Annotated in this window: 15 protein-coding genes; 12 read left to right on the top strand and 3 right to left on the bottom strand. The window is 67.4% G+C overall.

Features of this window, described 5'->3' with window-relative positions; translation table 11 throughout:
* Positions 1 to 25: 25 nt before the first annotated feature.
* Positions 26 to 1,240, top strand: coding sequence for a D-alanyl-D-alanine carboxypeptidase family protein (locus tag AC6CHL_RS07065; protein ID WP_038686203.1), 1,215 nt, complete (start codon positions 26 to 28; stop codon positions 1,238 to 1,240).
* A gap of 627 nt (positions 1,241 to 1,867) precedes the next feature.
* Here AC6CHL_RS07065 and AC6CHL_RS07060 read toward each other — a convergent pair.
* Positions 1,868 to 2,932 carry a lipid A deacylase LpxR family protein gene (locus tag AC6CHL_RS07060; protein WP_498293982.1) on the bottom strand — a complete coding sequence of 355 codons (1,065 nt, stop codon included), beginning with the start codon at positions 2,930 to 2,932 and terminating at the stop codon, positions 1,868 to 1,870.
* A gap of 193 nt (positions 2,933 to 3,125) precedes the next feature.
* Here AC6CHL_RS07060 and AC6CHL_RS07055 point away from each other — a divergent pair, with 193 nt between their 5' ends.
* The 7 genes from AC6CHL_RS07055 to gnd all read left to right on the top strand — a co-directional run bounded on the left by AC6CHL_RS07055 (position 3,126) and on the right by gnd (position 10,832).
* Positions 3,126 to 3,404 carry a DUF493 family protein gene (locus AC6CHL_RS07055; protein WP_038691809.1) on the top strand — a complete coding sequence of 93 codons (279 nt, stop codon included), beginning with the start codon at positions 3,126 to 3,128 and terminating at the stop codon, positions 3,402 to 3,404.
* Complete coding sequence (lipB, locus tag AC6CHL_RS07050; RefSeq protein ID WP_038686207.1) at positions 3,392 to 4,099, top strand: lipoyl(octanoyl) transferase LipB; 708 nt, start codon at positions 3,392 to 3,394, stop codon at positions 4,097 to 4,099. The genes AC6CHL_RS07055 and lipB overlap by 13 nt, the downstream gene beginning before the upstream one ends.
* Positions 4,100 to 4,116: 17 nt before the next feature.
* Positions 4,117 to 5,127 (top strand): lipoyl synthase, encoded by a 1,011-nt coding sequence (gene lipA, locus AC6CHL_RS07045; RefSeq protein WP_038686209.1) that lies wholly within the window; start codon positions 4,117 to 4,119, stop codon positions 5,125 to 5,127.
* Positions 5,128 to 5,679: 552 nt separating this feature from the next.
* On the top strand, positions 5,680 to 7,857 hold the full coding sequence (locus AC6CHL_RS07040; protein WP_038691811.1) for a carboxy terminal-processing peptidase: 2,178 nt from the start codon (positions 5,680 to 5,682) through the stop codon (positions 7,855 to 7,857).
* A 127-nt stretch (positions 7,858 to 7,984) separates the two neighbouring features.
* Entirely contained in the window at positions 7,985 to 8,614 is a 630-nt protein-coding gene (locus AC6CHL_RS07035) for a DUF2242 domain-containing protein (protein ID WP_498293980.1), read from the top strand.
* Positions 8,615 to 8,684: 70 nt separating this feature from the next.
* The gene (locus tag AC6CHL_RS07030) at positions 8,685 to 9,911 is read left to right on the top strand and encodes a hypothetical protein (protein WP_498294018.1); all 1,227 of its coding nucleotides are present in this window, start codon (positions 8,685 to 8,687) and stop codon (positions 9,909 to 9,911) included.
* A gap of 18 nt (positions 9,912 to 9,929) precedes the next feature.
* Positions 9,930 to 10,832: a phosphogluconate dehydrogenase (NAD(+)-dependent, decarboxylating) gene (gene gnd / locus AC6CHL_RS07025; RefSeq protein WP_448134429.1), complete on the top strand. Its 903-nt coding sequence runs from the start codon at positions 9,930 to 9,932 to the stop codon at positions 10,830 to 10,832.
* 75 nt (positions 10,833 to 10,907) lie between these two features.
* On the opposite strand, the gene AC6CHL_RS07020 is transcribed toward gnd, so the two are convergent.
* Positions 10,908 to 11,951, bottom strand: coding sequence for an oxidoreductase (locus AC6CHL_RS07020; protein WP_498293978.1), 1,044 nt, complete (start codon positions 11,949 to 11,951; stop codon positions 10,908 to 10,910).
* 170 nt (positions 11,952 to 12,121) lie between these two features.
* Between AC6CHL_RS07020 and AC6CHL_RS07015 the strand changes: the two genes are divergently transcribed.
* The 4 genes from AC6CHL_RS07015 (at position 12,122) to AC6CHL_RS07000 (ending at position 16,913) form a co-directional block, all read left to right on the top strand.
* Positions 12,122 to 12,499 carry a BON domain-containing protein gene (locus AC6CHL_RS07015; RefSeq protein ID WP_038686217.1) on the top strand — a complete coding sequence of 126 codons (378 nt, stop codon included), beginning with the start codon at positions 12,122 to 12,124 and terminating at the stop codon, positions 12,497 to 12,499.
* A gap of 638 nt (positions 12,500 to 13,137) precedes the next feature.
* Positions 13,138 to 14,955 (top strand): sensor histidine kinase, encoded by a 1,818-nt coding sequence (locus AC6CHL_RS07010; RefSeq protein WP_498293976.1) that lies wholly within the window; start codon positions 13,138 to 13,140, stop codon positions 14,953 to 14,955.
* Entirely contained in the window at positions 14,952 to 15,392 is a 441-nt protein-coding gene (locus tag AC6CHL_RS07005) for a response regulator (protein ID WP_038686220.1), read from the top strand. Before AC6CHL_RS07010 ends, AC6CHL_RS07005 begins: the two co-directional genes overlap by 4 nt.
* A gap of 3 nt (positions 15,393 to 15,395) precedes the next feature.
* Positions 15,396 to 16,913: an ATP-binding response regulator gene (locus AC6CHL_RS07000; protein ID WP_038686221.1), complete on the top strand. Its 1,518-nt coding sequence runs from the start codon at positions 15,396 to 15,398 to the stop codon at positions 16,911 to 16,913.
* A 12-nt stretch (positions 16,914 to 16,925) separates the two neighbouring features.
* Here AC6CHL_RS07000 and AC6CHL_RS06995 read toward each other — a convergent pair whose 3' ends face one another.
* Positions 16,926 to 17,663, bottom strand: a complete 738-nt coding sequence (locus AC6CHL_RS06995) for a proteasome-type protease (RefSeq protein ID WP_038686223.1) — start codon at positions 17,661 to 17,663, stop codon at positions 16,926 to 16,928.
* Between the last annotated feature and the right edge of the window lie 70 nt (positions 17,664 to 17,733).

Raw genomic sequence — 17,733 nt, 5'->3', positions numbered from 1 at the left:
GCGCCCTCCAGGAGCTTGCTGTCCGATGAAATTCCGCTTTGCCGCTGCTGCCATGGCCACGACCCTGTTGGTGGGCGTGGTCTCTGCCCAGACCCCGCAGCCGGCCCCGCAGCCGACGCCTGCTCCTGCCGCCGCCCCGATCACCGTTGCCACCCCGCCGGCGCCCAAGCCCAGCGTGTCCAAGGCCTGGGTGCTGATGGACTACGCCACCGGCCAGGTGCTGGCTGGCGAGAACGAACATGAACAGCTGGCCCCGGCCAGCATCACCAAGGTGATGACCTCCTATGTGGTCGCCGCCGAGGTCAAGAACGGCAAGGTCCGTCCCGACGACCAGGTGATGATGAGCGAGCGCGCCTGGCGCGAAGGTGGCGCCGGTACCGACGGCAGCTACAGCGGCTTCCCGGTCAACCAGACCGCGCGCCTGGAAGACATGGAAAAGGGCATGGCGATCCAGTCCGGCAACGATGCCGCGATTGCCCTGGCCGAGCACGTGGCCGGCAGCGAAGAGGCCTTCGCCTCGCTGATGAACAGCTACGCCGCCAAGATCGGCATGAAGAACTCGCACTTCGTCAACGCGCACGGCCTGACCGCGCCGGGCCACCACAGCACCGCCTTCGACCTGGCGCTGCTGGGCCGGGCGATGGTGCGCGACTACCCGGAGACCTACGCCTACAACAAGGTGAAGGAATTCACCGTGGGCACCATCAAGCAGCCCAACCGCAACCTGCTGTTGTGGCGCGACGGCAGCGTGGACGGCATCAAGACCGGCCACACCTCCGAAGCCGGTTACTGCCTGATGAGCTCGGCGCAGCGCGGCGACCAGCGTCTGATCGCGGTGGTGCTGGGCGGCAGCTCGGAAAAGCAGCGTGCCGATGACAGCCTGGCGCTGCTCAACTGGGGCTTCCGCTTCTTCGAAACCCACCGCATGTACGAGCCGGGCAAGGCCGTGGCCGAACACAAGGTGTGGAAGGGCAAGACCGACACCGTGCAGCTGGGCGTGGCCCAGCCGCTGCTGGTGAGCGTGCCGCGTGGCCGTTACAACGACCTCAAGCCGACCATCGACGTGCCCAAGACCCTGGAAGCGCCGTTCACGGCCGGCCAGCAGATCGGCTCGCTGAAGGTGACGCTGGACGGCAAGGTGGTGGCCGAAGCGCCGCTGGTGGCCGTGGCCGCCGTGGAAGAAGCCGGCTTCTTCAAGCGCCTGTGGGACAGCTTCTGGATGTGGTGGGAATCGGAGTGATTCCTGCCCGACCGTAGTGAAAAAAGACCGGCGCACGCCGGTCTTTTTTTTGGTGCGATGCGCCGATTGATGGTGTGCCGACCAACGGTCGGCACCTACCGCGGGAAGCGGTGCGTGTACCGGGTGAACCGGTGCGAATCTGCGTGAACCGCTGCGAATCCCGGGTGAACCGGTGCGAATCCGGGACGAACGGTGCGATTCCGCGTGAACGGCTGCGAATCCCGGGCGAAACGGTGCGATTCCGGGACGAACGGTGCGATTCCGGATGAAACGGTGCAATTCCGGATGAAACGGTGCAATTCCGGGTAGTGCCGGCCGCTGGCCGGCTCCTCGCACACCCGGCTGGGGTCATGGGGCGCCGACCAACGGTCGGCACTACCGGTGTTTGGCTGGGGTCATGGGGCGCCGGCCAGCGGCCGGCACTACCGGTGTTTGGCTGGGGTCATGGGGCGCCGACCAACGGTCGGCACCTACCGGTGTTCGGATGGGGTCATGGGGAGCCGGCCAGCGGCCGGCACTACCGGTGTTCGGCGGGGGAGGCAAAAAAGACCGGCGGGTGCCGGTCTTTTTCTTTTCGGTGTGCCGACCAACGGTCGGCAGCTACCCGCTTCACCATCAGTCGCTCGCCTACAGCGAGCGGCTGATGGTGAAGCTGCCGAATACCGGCGACTGGCGCTGGCCGTCGAACTCGCGGGTGCTGTGGTAGCGGGCCACGGCGAACTTCCAGCGGCCGCGCATCACCGCCACGCCGTAGCCGGCCTGGCCCACCACGTGGCGCTTGTCCACGCTGTGGCTGTTGCGGAAGGTGTTGCCGTCCAGGGTGATGTCGCGGATCACCCAGGCCGCGTCGGTGGTGGCGAACAGATGCCAGGACCAGCCCGCCGGCTTGCCGCCGCGGGTGGGGGCGGTGTTCTCGCCAGCCGGGCGCAGCGGGGTGCTGCCGAAGTCGTCGGGCAGCTTCCAGCCGAAGCGCACTTCACCGCCCGCATTGACGTGGGTGGCCAGGTTGCCCACCGCGCCGCCGTAATGGCTGATCGCATCCCAGCCCCAGCCGGTCGCGTTGTCGGTGGCGTCGGCCGGCCAGCGGCGCATGCGCTCGTGGGTGAGCATGAACACCGGTTCGTTGTGCAACTGGTTGTCCCAGCCCTGGAACTTCTCGTCGCCCAGCAGCTCGTGCACTGCGTTCTGCACCTGCTCGCCCTGTGCCCACGGGCCGACCACGCCCACGGCCAGCTGGGTGGTCTGCAGGCTGTCGCCCCGGCGGGCGTTGTAGCCGAAGCTGCCGATCAGCACGCCGGCGTAGGGCCGGTCGTCCTCGATCAGGTCCTTCCGGGTGAAATCGGTGGGGGTGAAAATGCCCTGGGCCAGGCTGAAGATCATGTTCTGCTGCTCGAACTCGCCCGGGTGCAGCTTTTCCAGGTGCCGGTTGACCCAGCGCGCCAGGCGCGGCAGGCAGGGGTCGTCGGTGTAGTCCACCAGGTTGGGCGAGACCAGGGTGAGCTGGGCGCCGTTGGTGTAGCCCTGATCCTGATCGGCCCCGCCGAACAGGTCGTTGTCGACGCGGAAGTTCACCTGCGGGGGGTGCTCGCGCATCGCGTCGGGGCCGCACTGGTTGGCGGCCTGCACCGCGGGGGCGACGAACGCCAGGGCGCCGGCAAGTGCGGCCGACAACGCATAGGGCTTCAACGACATGGAATTCCCGCTCAGGATTTGTTTTGTTTTTAAGCGCATGCAGCGTAGTGAACGCGTGATGTACTGACCATACCCGCGCACGCACTGGAGCGTTTTGCTGGTGAAGGCCGATTTTCACGTAGCGTTGGGTGCAGCTATGGGCACGATCATGCAGCGCTTGGGTTCGGCCGCTGGCGTCCCCATAATCGCGGTCATGGAGATCAAGTCTGACAACCCCGACCACGGCTTCCAGTTCCCCGGCCAGTTCGAACTCAGCGCCATGGGCGCGGCCGGCCAGGAGCTTGAACGCGAATTGCCGCGCCTGCTTGAGCAGGCCGGCGTCGAAGTACTGACCGAGCGGGTCAGCTGGAAACACTCGTCCAACGGCAAGTATGTGTCGGTGCGACTGGTGTTCAAGGCCGACAACCGCGAGCAGTACGACGCCGCCCACGCCGCGCTGCGTGACCACCCGGAAGTGAAGTGGACGCTGTAGCCGCCTGCGACAGCGTTCCCAGCCCGGGCGCGCGCCCGCCGCAGCCGGCGCGCGTGCGCCAGCTTGGCCGGCAGCCTTATGCCCCGGTCTGGCATGCCATGCAGCGGTTCACCGACAACCGCGACGACACCACGGCCGATGAGCTGTGGGTGGTCGAGCACGACCCGGTGTTCACCCTGGGCCAGGCCGGCAAGGACGAGCACGTGCTGGCGCCGGGCGACATTCCGGTGCTGCACGTGGACCGCGGCGGCCAGGTGACCTACCACGGGCCCGGCCAGATCGTGGTCTACCCGCTGCTGCAGCTGCGCCGGCTGGGGATCGGGGTGCGCGATTACGTGTGCCGGATCGAGCAGGCGATCATCGACACGCTGGACGAATGGAATATCGGCGCTGAACGGCTGGACGGGGCGCCCGGGGTCTACGTGGGCGGCGCGAAGGTCGCCGCGCTGGGCATCCGGGTCCGCCGCGGCTGCACCTTCCACGGGTTGGCCTTCAACGTGGCCATGGACCTGGAGCCGTTCCACCGCATCAACCCCTGTGGCTACGAAGGGCTGCAGGTGACCTCGGTGGTAGACTTGGGGGGACCGTCCGGCATGGCGGCCGTGACGCCGGTGCTGCTGGGCCATCTGGCCCGCCAGTTCGGCCTGGACCTCCAGCCGACCACTGATTTGCCCGATCTGACAGAGGCGGCGTAACGCCGCCGACCAAGGCCATGACTGAAACCACCGCTCGCCTCATTCCCCTGCAGATCGTGCAGGGCGACACGCCGTCCGTTGCGCCGCTGCAGACGGGCGTCAAACAGCTGGGCGGGGACAAGATCGGCCGCTCGCCGGTGCAGTTCGCCGATGCGCCGGTGCTGCGCAAACCGTCGTGGATCCGGGTGCGGATTCCGTCGGGCAACGCGGTGCAGACGCTGAAGGCCAAGCTGCGCGAGAACCGTCTGGTGACGGTCTGCGAGGAAGCCAGCTGCCCGAACATCCACGAGTGCTTCAGCCATGGCACGGCGACGTTCATGATCCTGGGCGAGGTGTGCACGCGGCGCTGTTCGTTCTGCGACGTGGCACATGGCCGGCCGAAGCCGCCGGATGCCAACGAGCCGGCCAGCCTGTCCCAGACGGTGGCCGACATGGGCCTGAAGTACGTGGTGGTGACCAGCGTGGATCGTGATGACCTGCGCGATGGCGGTGCCCAGCACTTCGCCGACTGCATCGGGGCCATCCGCGAGAAGTCGCCGAACACGCGCATCGAGGTGCTGACCCCGGACTTCCGTGGCAAGGGCCGCATGGAGCGCGCGCTGGACATCCTGGCGACCAACCCGCCGGACGTGTTCAACCACAACATCGAGACGGTGCCGGACCTGTACCGCAATGTGCGGCCGGGTGCGGACTACCAGTGGTCGCTGACGCTGCTGAAGAACTTCAAGGCGCAGCATCCGTCGATTGCGACCAAGTCCGGCATCATGCTGGGCCTGGGCGAGGATCTGGACCAGGTGCGGGCGACGATGCGCGACCTGCGCGCGCACGACGTGGACATGATCACGATCGGTCAGTACCTGCAGCCGACGCCGCATCACCATCCGGTGTTGCGCTATTGGACGCCGGACGACTACAAGGCGCTGGAGGTCTACGGCTACGAGCTGGGCTTCAGCCACGTGGCCTCGGGCCCGATGGTGCGCTCGTCGTACCACGCCGACGTACAGGCAAAAGGCGCAGGCGTAGCCTGATTCCGCCTGGCGCTGCTCGGCAAACGCTTTGCACGTAGCGCCGGGCTCTGCCCGGCATCGCTTTACACGTAGTGCCGGGCTCTGCCCGGCATCCAGCAAAACAGCACACAGCAGCGCTTCAGTTCTCCACGTGCCCGGAGGGGGCAGGCCGCCTTCTCCAGGACACGCCAGATCCCCTCCATGGTGCTCGTCTGGCGCCATCCATGGCGCCAACGGTCCCGGAGAGGGCGTCCTGCCCCCTCCCCGACAATTTCCTGCGCTGGCGGTTGCCTACCGCGGTAGGTACCGACCGTTGGTCGGTACGGGCTCGCCCGCCCGGTGTGCGCCACCTCACGTTCAACCCCCACGTTCCGCCCGTTTCCACCGACCAACGGTCGGTGGCTACCCGGCGCGGTGGCGCTGCCTCCACATTCACAATTTGCTACAGACCCCGGTTTAGGCTGGAAATACGTGTTGCGCGGCGATGGATGACAAACCCGGCAACTTTCGGCACTGTCGTGTGGTCTGATCCGCACGCAGTCTCCCCCTTGGCAAGGTGCCATGAGCAAGTTGATGAAATTCAAAGCCCCCGCATTCCTGATGGCCCTGGCGCTCACCGCGCCGCTGGCACTGGCCGCCTATGCCGATTCGCCGGCGCTGCCGTCGGCGGCCACGGCCGACCAGGTGACAACCTCCAAGCTGGTGTACGGGCTGCTCTCGGACAGCCGCTATGCCTACCGTCCGCGCGCGCTTGACGCGGCCACCTCCAAGGACGTGTTCAAGCGGTACCTGGAGGCGCTGGACGGCAGCAAGCAGTTCTTCACCCAGGCCGACATCACCAAGTTCGCACCGTTCGAGGCGAACATCGCCACCGCCATCCGTGGCGGCGAGCTGGAGCCGGCGTTCCAGGTGTTCGCGGTCTACAAGCAGCGCGTGGGCGAGCGGGTCGGGTATGCCCGCAAGCTGCTCAAGCAGGACTTCGATTTCAGCAGCGACGAGAAGTTCGAGTACGACCGCAAGGACGTGCCGTGGGCGGCCAGCAATGCCGAACTCGATGACCTGTGGCGCAAGTCGGTCAAGAACGATTGGCTGCGCCTGAAGCTGGCCGGCAAGCAGCCGGCCGAGATCCGCAAGACGCTGGACAAGCGATACGCGACGCTGGAAAAGTCGGTCAATGAGCTGAAGGGCGAGGACGTGTTCCAGTTCTTCCTCAACTCCTACACCAGCGCGGTGGATCCGCACACCGACTACTTCACCCCGCGCACCGCCGAGAACTTCAACCAGGCCATGTCGTTGTCGCTGGAAGGCATCGGCGCACAGCTGCAGCGCCAGGACGACATGGTGGTGATCCGCGAGGTCATCGCCGGCGGTCCGGTGGCGGTCAATGGCACGCTCAAGGCGGGCGATCGCATCGTTGGCGTCGGCCAGGGCAAGTCCGGGCCGATCGAAGACGTGATCGGCTGGCGCATCGATGACGTGGTGGCCAAGATCCGCGGCAAGGCCGACACCCAGGTGCGGCTGGAATTCATCCCGGCCGAGGAAGGCGTGGACGGCAAGCACCACACGCTGGTGCTGACCCGGCAGAAGGTGCGCCTGGCCGAGCAGGCCGCCAAGGGCGAAACGTTGACCATTCCGGCCAAGGACGGGGAACCGGCGCGCAAGGTCGGCGTGATCAAGCTGCCCACCTTCTATCAGGACTTCGAAGGCCGCCGCCGCAACGCCACCGACTATGCGTCGGCGACGCGTGACGTGGCCAAGCTGCTGGCCGGCTTCAAAACCGACAAGCTCGACGGCGTGGTGCTGGACCTGCGCAACAACGGCGGTGGTTCGCTGGACGAGGCGATCGAACTGACCGGCCTGTTCATCGAGCAGGGCCCGGTGGTGCAGGTGCGCGAGTCTGGCGGCCGCGTGACCGTCAACAGCGACCGCAGCGAAGCGGTGGCGTGGGATGGCCCGCTGGCGGTGCTGATCAACCGCGGCTCGGCCTCGGCGTCGGAGATCTTCGCCGGTGCCATCCAGGACTACGGTCGTGGCCTGGTGATCGGTGAGACCACCTTCGGCAAGGGCACCGTGCAGAACATCGTGGACCTGGACCGTTGGCCCACTGGGGAAGCCCAGCGCTACGGGCAGGTCAAGCTGACCATCGCCCAGTTCTTCCGCGTCAGCGGCAGCAGCACCCAGCACAAGGGCGTGGTGCCCGACCTGGCCTTCCCGGCCAGCGTGGACGCCAGCGAGTACGGCGAAAGCACCTACGACAACGCGCTGCCGTGGACCCGCATCGCCGCCGTGCCGCACACCCAGTACGGCAACTTCGGCCCGCTGCTGCCCAAGCTGGAAACCCGCCATGCCTCGCGCATCGCCGCCGACAAGGAGTTCCAGTGGTGGAACGAGGATGTCGAGCAGTTCCGCGCCGAAAAGGCCAAGAAGTACATCTCGCTCAACGAGGCCGAGCGCCGCGCCGAGCGTGAGAAGCAGGACAAGCAGCGGGTGGATCGTCAGGTGATCCGCAAGCAGCTGGGCCTGGATCTGGACCCGCTGGCCGACGACAGCAACGACGATGGCCTGACCGGCAACGAGCGTGACATCGTCAAGGATGCCGCCCGCGAAAAGGCTGCCGAAAAGCGCCCGGACCCGCTGCTGCGCGAGTCGGCGGCGATCCTGGCCGACGCGGTGAACCTGCTGGAAACCGACCGTCCGCTGTCGGCGCAGGTGCTGCCGCAGTCCACCGGCGTAGGCCGCTGGGCGGATTGAGGGCGGTAGCCGGGCATGAACCGGAAACAACGAAGGGCCGGCCAATGTGCCGGCCCTTCGCCGTTTAGACCCGGCACATACGCCGGGGTGGCTATGCTGGGCGCAGTCTGTCCTTGCAGGAGCGCGCATGCGCCTGTCCCAAGCAATCCCGGCGGGCCTGCTGGCCGTGTCGCTCACCGCCTGCGGCGGCCGCGCCGCCGACAGCACCCTGATCCGCGAATCCTTCGATTCGGGCGACACCTATTCGCGCACCGTGCCCGGCGCCCCGGCGCAGGCCTGCGAGGCGGCGCGCCGCACCCTGCTCAGCCAGGGCTATGCCATCGCGCGGTCCGACACGGCGGCGGTGGAGGGCAACAAGAACTTCCAGCCCCGCGATGACGAGCACGAGCAGCTGGTGCTGCGTATTTCCTGCGCGCCGCGCGGCGACCAGGCGCTGGTGTTCGTCAGTGCGGTGCAGGACCGTTACGCGTTGAAGAAGAGCCCGACCTCGGCCAGTGTCGGCGTGGGCGCGCTGGGCTCGGTGTCGCTGCCGTTCGGCAGCAACGACGACTCGCTGGTGAAGGTGGCCAGCAGCACCGTGCAGGACGCGCAGTTCTACCGCCGTTTCTTTGACCGTCTGCAGCAGTACCTGCCGGTAGTGCCGGCAACGCCGCCGCCCGCCCCCGTGGACCCGGCCGCGCCGCCGACCGCCGCACCGGCCCCGGTGCCCGAGCCAGGCCCCGCGCCGGCGGCCGATACCCCGGTGCCCGCGCACTGACCAGGCGGGCAGGGTGCCATCACCAACCGTAACGCGTGGGTCGCGCCGGTGGCCGCAGCTGCTGGCGGCCATGCTGTGCGCGGTGACCATGGGCACCGTGACTGCCGCGCCGGGGCCGAGCTGCACGCAGGCGCTGCTGGAAGAGCTGGGCTGGCGCTTCGTCGACGCGCCGGTGGCCACGCCGGTCATCCACGGCGGCCCGGTCTGCACGCGCGCCACGTTGCCGCAGGCGCAGCAGGCGGGCGACCTGCGGGTGCAGGTGCCACAGGCGTGGACAGCCACCCAACGCGCCGCGTTGATGACCGGCTTGTTCGACACCTCGGCCACGCTGTGCGCCTATACGTTCAAGCTGGGCCAGGCCACGCGCCGGGCCACCACGCAGCTGCAGGACAATCCCGGTTACCGCTTCTCCGCCCTGCAGCTGGGCTGGATCGGTTTCGGTGCACGCGGTGCGCAGGCGCAGGGTTGGCAGCGCTTCCGCAGTTTCGGACGTGGCTACCAGCCGGCCGGCGCAAACAGCGCCGCGCTGCAGCACTTCTATGATGGCCGGGTGCGCTCCGAATGCGGGGTAGGGCGGCAGGTGGCGCAGCTGGCCACCCAGCGCGAGCTCTATGGCGATGCAGCGTTCGATACCGAGTTCAGCCCTGGCGAACTGTCGATCGGCACCTTCCTGACCCTGCATGACACCGACAGCATCCTGCTCGGCCGCCATGCCGGCGCGTTCCTCGCCGACGGCAAGGCGGTGAAAACCGCGCAGCTCGGCCGCCAGGCCTTCGTCGGCGCGCCCGGCTTCATCGAACACGTGTTCGACAAAAGCTACCTGGACGACATCAACAACCAGGCCGAGAACTTCGTGGTGGTCGATGTCAGCGACGCGGCCGCCGAGTCGCTGCGCGCGCACGGCGGGTTTGCCCACTACGATACGATCAACCGCCAGATCTGGGCGCTGGCCCAGCGCATGCGCGGGCCGGGACCGCGTCGCTTCGAGCGGCTGCTGATCGAACGTGACCCGGTGTGGCGCAAGGGCCTGCCGCCGGAGCAGAAACCGCTGCTGGCCGAACTGGACGCGCTGCTGGACGATCCGTTCTACCAGGGGTTCGTGATTTACGTGCATCCTCGCGGTATACGTCCTGTGCGGTATCACATCGCACGCCTGCTCGACCGCAACCCGCGTACGCCGTTTGCCTTCGAACTGGGCCTGCACAACCTGCATACCACGCTGTACCGACGCTGGATCGACGCACGCCTTCGCCAGTGCGATTCCCCCTCGGCAGCACCCCCACAACACCACTACTGACACGCTGGAAGGAGATACATGGACATTGCAATGATCGGCCTGGGAAAGATGGGCGCCAACATGGCCGAGCGCCTGCATCGCGGCGGCCATCGGGTGATCGGCGTCGATCCCGGTGAGGGCGCGCGGGACAGCGCGGCCAAGCGCGGTTTCGAGGTCAGTGCCTCGATCGCCGATACGCTGGCGCAGTTGCCGGTGCCGCGCGTGGTGTGGCTGATGGTGCCCGCTGGCGTGGTCGACCAGACCCTGGCCGCGCTGGCCCCGCACCTGTCCGAGGGCGATGTGGTGATCGATGGCGGCAACTCGTACTACAAGGACTCGATGCGCCGCGCCGAACAGCTCAAGGGCGAAGAGGTCAGCTACATCGACTGCGGCACCAGCGGCGGGGTGTGGGGCCTGCAGGAAGGCTACAGCCTGATGATCGGGGGCGAGACGGCGGCCGTGGCGCAGGTGGGCGCGATCTTCCGCACCCTGGCGCCGGGCGAAGACCGCGGCTGGGCGCACGTGGGTCCCAGTGGCGCCGGCCACTTCTGCAAGATGGTCCACAACGGCATCGAGTACGGCATGATGCAGGCCTACGCCGAAGGCTTCGCGCTGATGCAGCACAAGACCGACTTCAACCTGGACCTGGCCCAGGTGGCCAAGGCCTGGCAGCACGGCAGCGTGGTGCGGTCGTGGCTGCTGGACCTGAGCGCCGATGCGCTGGGCCGCAACCCGCAGTTGGACGGGATCGCGCCGTACGTGGAAGATTCCGGCGAAGGCCGTTGGACCGTGGCCGAAGCGATCGACCTGGACGTTCCCGCACCGGTCATCACCTTGTCCCTGCTCGAACGCCTGCGCTCGCGCGAGAAGAACTCCTTCAGCGACCGCCTGCTGGCGGCGATGCGCAACGAGTTCGGCGGCCACGCCATCAAAACCCGGTAGTGCCGGCCGCTGGCCGGCTCCCCGCCAACCCGCCAACCCACCACCCTGCGCCGACGCGCGCAGGGCGGTGGGACGCTAACCCAGATCCACCCGTCGCCCGCTGCGCGCACTCTCCGTGCCGGCCTCCAGCAGCCGCATCAGCTGCAGCGCTTCGGCCGCGCTCACCGTGGGCGCGCCGGTACCCTGCATCGCATCGCGGAACGCCGCATACAGGCGCCGATAGTCGCCCAGGGCGTTGTCCACGCTGGCCGGGTGTTCGTGGCCCGCAGCATCCACGGTGACATGCTGGCCATGCACCGGGTCCAGTCCCCAACCTGGCGCGCCCGGGGCGATGCCTTCGCGCAACTGGTCTTCCTGCACGTCGCGGCCCTGCTTGAGGTAACTGCCCCGGCTGCCGTGCACGGCAAAGCGCGGACGGGCGGCGGCCACCAGCGAGCCGGCATGCACGATGGCCCGGTGCCGCGGGTAATGCAGTACCGCATGGAAATAGTCGTCGCTGCGCGCACCGTCGCGTTGCGCCATCAGGTCGGCGCTGATCGCCTGCGGCCAGCCGAACAGCTGCAGCATCTGGTCAAGCAGGTGCGGGCCCAGGTCCATCCACAACCCGGCCCCGGGCGCATCGCTTTCGCGCCAGCGGTCGCGCACCTGCGGGCGGTAGCGGTCGAAGTGCGAATGGCACTCGGCCACCTCGCCCAGCACGCCATCGGCCAGCAGCTGCTGCAGGGTGAGGAAATCGGCATCGAAGCGGCGGTTCTGGAACACGGTGACCACGCGCTCGGCGACCTGCGCGGCACTCACCACGGCGTCGGCCTCGGCCAGGTCCAACGCGAACGGCTTGTCCACCAGCACGTGCTTGCCGGCCTGCAGCGCGGCGATTGCCAGTGGTGCGTGTTCGGCGTTGGGCGTGGCGATGACCACCGCGTCCAGCGCGGGATCGGCGAACAGCTCGGCGGGGTGGTCGCAGATGCGTACGTCGGTGAAGCTGCGCAGCAGGCGATCGCGCTGCGAACTGGCGATGCTGTGCAACGCCAGGCCCGGGGTGTGCTGGATCAGCGGCGCGTGGAAGACGCTGCCGGCCAGCCCGTAGCCGATCAATCCAACCTGCAGGGGCGTGGTCATGACGGGGACTCCAGGCATGCGGGCTGCACAGCGTAGCGCGGGTTGTTGCAGTGCGGAACCATGAACGGTTGTGCATCAACCTGAGCGGTTCACGGCGGCGTTATGTCTTGCCCACGTACTGCACACAGCCCGACACGGAGACTGGCCACACACCCAAGGAGACACCGAACATGACCAACACGACCCGTAATCTGCTTGCTGCTTCGCTGGCCCTCGGCATGGTGCTGGGCACGTCGTCGGCCATGGCCAAGGACCCGCCGAAGACCACCGATCATGCCGCCATGACCCATGCCGATACGCATGATTCGGCCGAGCCGGTGACCGACAGCTGGATCACCACCAAGGTCAAGACCGACCTGCTCACCAGCAAGAATGTGCCGGGGACCGAAGTCAAGGTGGAGACCGTCAACGGCGTCGTCACCCTGACCGGCACCGTGGCCAGCCAGGCCGAGCATGACAAGGCACTGCGCGTGACCAAGGGCATCAAGGGCGTCAAGAGCGTCGATGCCAGCGGTCTGAAGGTCGCGGCCGCCGCTGCCAAGCGCTGATTCCAGCAGCTGTTGCAAGCAACAGGGCGCGCCTTCGGGCGCGCCTTTTTTTCTCCCATCTGCGGGCAAACAGAAACGTGCTTGACGCTTTTCCGGCGCAGCCGTCGGTGGGTCGGGCGCTGGGCTCCCATGCCCTTTCCGGCGAATGTCCCCCGGCGTCGGCCTGCGGCCGCCACCTCCTCCTTTATTTCGCCTCCAAGGGCATGGGAGCCCAGCGCCCGACCCACCGACAGCGCCAGAAAAGCCTGGCTTCCCCTGCTTACCGCAAGCCGAGGCCCCGTAGCAGCCGGTAGGCTCCTGGGCAAAATAAAGGAGGAGGCCGCCCCGCGGCCGGGGGACATTTGCATCAGGGGCCTACCGGCTGCTACGGGGCCCTCACGCTCGCGACCGACCCGGATCGGAGAAGCCAGCCGATCTGACCACCCCCGGCCACCCGCATAGCGTCACGGCCGAAGAACCCTTTTTTATCGGCGGCTGCGCACGAACAGCGTTCGCTTAATTGTTCAGAAAAAAGGGCGCATCCTATTCACAATGCGCTGCGGTATATTGACGGCTTCGCCCGCGACGGCGTGCCAGGGAAGCCGAGGCGGCCGCGACAGGGCACCGCCGGCAACGGCATCGCACGGTGAAGAGGAACTATGGCGCTGGCTTTCAGTGATGAAATCTGGGATCGGTGGCGTTTGCCGGCGTTGGCATTGGCCGCGGCGGCGATCATCGTGGTGCCGTGGGTCACCCTGCGAAAACTGTCTGACGACAATGTCCAAGCCATGCGCTGGGTCACCCATACCCAGGACGTCGGTGTGGCGGTGTACCAGCTGCAGGCCGACGTGCGCGATGTGGAATCGGCCGCGCTGACGATGTCCAAAGGCATCGATGCCCCGGGCCTGCGTGAGCGCCTGGGCCAGTCCAAGGACATCCCGCTGCGCCTGCAGACGCTGGCCGAACTGACCCGCGACAATCCCGAACAGCTGGTGCGCATCGGCCGCATCCAGTCGATGGTCGAGCGGCGCATGGAGGTGGCCAAACAGTTGGCCAAGGCCTCGCCCAACTCCGACCAGCGCGAGCTGGTCCAGGACCTGACCACGCGCTACCCGATCCGCAACCTGATCGAAGAACTGCAGGCCAGCGAAGAGAAGCTGCTGGCGCAGCGCACTGCAACGTTCCAGAAGCAGCAGCGCCAAGGCGAGTTCGTCTCATGGACCGCCCTGGCCGTGCAGCTGGCCCTGCTCGCCCTGGTGCTGTGGCTGCTCTATCGCCAGGCCGGCCATCGTGCCGCCGCCGAGCGCGCCTCGCAGCGTTCGGCCGCGCGTGCGGCCTCGGTGCTGCACACCGTGCGCGAACCGATCGTGCTGCTGGACCGCGAACTGAAGGTGCAGCTGCACAACCCGGCCTTCGCCGAGCTCTACGGCCTGGAGGACGACAGCGGCGAAGTGCGGTCGCTGGACAGCATCGGCGACGGTGCCTGGAGCGATGCGGTCGTGCGCCAGCGCTTGACCGACGTGCTGCTGCGCGGCCGCGAACTGTGGGACTACGAACACGAACAGCGCACCGCCGACGACCAGGTGCGCACCATGTTGATCAACGCCCGCCGCATGCCCTTGCCCGACAAGGACGATGAAGTGGTGCTGATGACGGTCAGCGACGTCACCGTGCAGCGCGCCGTGCAGCAGCGCGTGGAAGAACTGAACCGGCAGCTGGAAGGCAAGGTCGAGCAGGTGTCCGAAGTGAACCGCGAGCTGGAAGCCTTCAGCTACTCGGTCTCGCACGACCTGCGCGCCCCGTTGCGTCACATCGGCGGCTTCTCGGACAAGCTTGCGCGCCACCTGGGCGACGAGGCCGACGAAAAGTCGCTGCACTACCTGGGCGTCATTTCCAATTCGGCGCGGCGCATGGCAGCGCTGATCGACGACCTGCTGGTCTACTCGCGGCTGGGCCGCGCGGCGATGCGCATGCAGGCGGTGGACATGCAGTCGCTGGTGGCCGACACCCGCGCGATGCTGGACGCCAACGTACAGAGCGAGGCCGAAGAGACCGGCGTGGCGCGCCACATCGAGTGGAAGATCGCGCCGCTGCCGATCCTGGTCTCCGACGAAAACATGATGCGCCAGGTGTGGTTGAACCTGCTTGGCAACGCCATCAAATACTCCTCCACCCGCGATCCGGCCCGGATCGAGGTGGAGTACCAGCAACAACCCGACGGCGGCCACCTGTTCACGGTGCGCGACAATGGCGCCGGTTTCGACATGGCCTACGCCGCCAAACTGTTCGGCGTGTTCCAGCGCCTGCACAAGGCCAGTGAATACCCCGGCACCGGCATTGGCCTGGCCAGTGTGCGCCGCGTGTTGACCCGCCACGGCGGCCGCATCTGGGCCGAGTCGGCCGTCGACCAGGGCGCCTCCTTCCACTTCCTGCTTCCTCCTGCGCTCGACGCAATCAACAAAGGCTCCGCCGCATGACCGCTCTCCGCACCATCCTCCTCGCCGAGGACAGCCCTGCCGACGCCGAGATGGCCGTCGACGCCCTGAAAGAGGCCCGCCTGGCCAACCCCATCGTGCATGTCGAAGACGGCGTGGAAGCGATGGACTACCTGTTGCGCCGTGGCGCCTATGCCAACCGCGAGGAAGGCCTGCCGGCCGTCCTGCTGCTGGACATCAAGATGCCGCGCATGGACGGCCTGGAGGTCCTCAAGGAAATCCGCAACACCGACGAGCTCAAGCGCCTGCCGGTGGTGATCCTGTCGTCCTCGCGCGAAGAAAGCGACCTGGCCCGCAGCTGGGACATGGGCGTGAACGCGTACGTGGTCAAGCCGGTGGACGTGGACCAGTTCTTCGGTGCCGTGCAGACCCTGGGCAAGTTCTGGGCCGTGATCAACCAGGCGCCGGAAGTCGAATAACCCATGCCGCTGACTGGCCCCTCCCTGGGTATGTTGCGCGTCCTGCTGGTGGAAGATTCCCCGGAGGACGCCGAACTGATGTGCGAGCAGATGCTCGATGCGGGGCTTGAAGCGAGCTTCGAGCGGGTGGAGAGCGCGCGCGAATTACGCGACGCGCTGACCCGCTTCTCGCCGGATATCGTGCTGTCGGACCTGAGCATGCCGGGCTTTTCCGGCAACCAGGCGCTGGAAATCGTGCGTGCGTGGCATCCCGATGTGCCGTTCATCTTCGTGTCCGGCACGATGGGCGAGGAAAACGCGGTGGCCGCGCTGCACCAGGGCGCCAACGATTACATCATCAAGCACCAGCCGGCGCGTCTGCCGTCGGCGGTGGCACGTGCGGTGCGCGAGTCGCGCAGCACGATGGACCGCCAGCGGGTGGAAGCCGAACTGATGCGCGCGCAGCGACTGGAAAGCCTGTCGCTGCTGGCGGCCGGGCTCAGCCACGACCTGCGCAACATCCTGCAGCCGCTGTTGATCATGCCGGACCTGCTCAAGGCGCGCAGCGACGACCCGCAGCTGCACCACCTGGCCGACATCATCGCCGAGTGCGGCCGGCGCGGGCACGAGATGGCCGAATCGATGCTGTCGTTCGTGCGCGGTTCGCGCAAGCCGAGCGAGCACATCTGCATCGCGCACCTGTTCGAGGCCGTGGAGCTGCTGTTGCGCAGCAACCTGCCCAACAAGGTCAGCCTGCACCTGGATGTGGCCGACGACGGCCTTGGCGTGGACGCCAACTACACCGAACTGCAGCAGGTGCTGTTGAACCTTGCGTTGAATGGGATCCAGGCGATGCCGAACGGCGGTCGCCTTACCCTGCGCGCGTCTGCCGATGCGGGCGGGCAGGGCGAGGAGTGGTTGCGCATTTCGGTGACCGACGAAGGCACCGGCATGGATGCCGAGACGTTGTCGCATCTGTTCAATCCGTTCTTCACCACCAAGGCCAACGGTACCGGCCTGGGCCTGATTTCGTGCAAGCGGATCGTGGAAGGTGCCAACGGCAGCATCCATGTGGACAGCACGCCCGGTGTGGGAACGCGCTTCGACCTGCTGCTGCCGATGCGTGAAGTGCCGGCCGAGGGCGAAGCGGTCGACGCGCCGATCGCCGCCGGTGCGGGCCAGACCATCCTGGTGGTGGATGGCGAAGCCACGCGTCTGTCGCTGCTGGGCAATGCACTGTCCAGCCAGGGCTACCACCTGCAGCTGGCATCGGACGGCGCCGCGGCGCTGCGCTGGATGCAGCAGGAGGCGATGCCGGCGCTGGTGATTGCCGACGCGGGCTCCAAACTGCTGTCGGCCAGCCATCTGCTGGGCGAGATGGCCGCGCTGGGCTACCGCGGTCCGGCGCTGGTGCTGGAAGAGGCCGACGTCACCGTGCCGCTGGCGGTGTTCCCGCCGATCATCAACGTGCACGTGCTGCGCAAGCCGTTGGAGATGCAGCAGGTGTTCCGCTCGGTCGCCGAGGCGTTGGAGACGGCGTAGCCGGGCGTGCGGTCATCGCCCTTCCCAGGGGAATCCCGGCAGGCTGGCCACGGCCTGTTCCAGTTTGTGCGACCAACTCCCGTGGATTTCGGCGTACAGCGGCGAATCGCCGGCCAGCCGCATGCGCTGGCTGATGCGCAGGTCGCCGGTGCGGATCAGCACCAGGTCCACCGGCAGGCCCACCGACAGATTGGAGCGGATGGTGGAATCCAGCGACACGATCGCGGTGCGCGCCGCGTCTTCCAGGCGCGTCTGCGGGCGGATGATGCGGTCCAGGATCGGCTTGCCGTACTTGGATTCGCCGATCTGCAGGAACGGGGTCTCCGGCGAGGCGGCGATGGCGTTGCCCAGCGGGTAGATCATGTACATGCCGGGCTGTTCGCCGCCCACCTGGCCCCCCAGGATCAGCGTGGCCTGCGTGTTGATGCCGTCGTGGCCGTGCTCGGGCGTGCTGGATTTGACCTGGCTGTCGACCAGGATGCGGCCCACGTACTCGGCCACCTCGAACAGGTGCCGGTAGGCGCACAGGTTCTGCTCGCGCTGTTCCTCCACGTCGCGCCGCAGCCGCGAGATCAGCAGCTGGGTGGTAGCCAGGTTGCCGGCGGCCATGATCACGAAGGCGGCCTGGCCCGGGAACTCGAACTCGTGCAGCTTGCGATGCACCCGCACGTCGTCCAGCGACGCGTTGGTACGGGTGTCGGCGGCGAAGACCAGGCCTTCGTCCACCTCGATGCCGACGCAATAGGTCATGTCGGTGTCCTATGATGTGCACCCCGATTCTATGCGCTGGCCCTGTTGGCCCGGTGTGGATTCGCCCCAC

This window comes from Stenotrophomonas sp. GQ19 (genome assembly GCF_059758695.1).
Note: the sequence above shows the minus strand (reverse complement) of the source record. Positions and strands in the feature narration are given on the sequence as shown.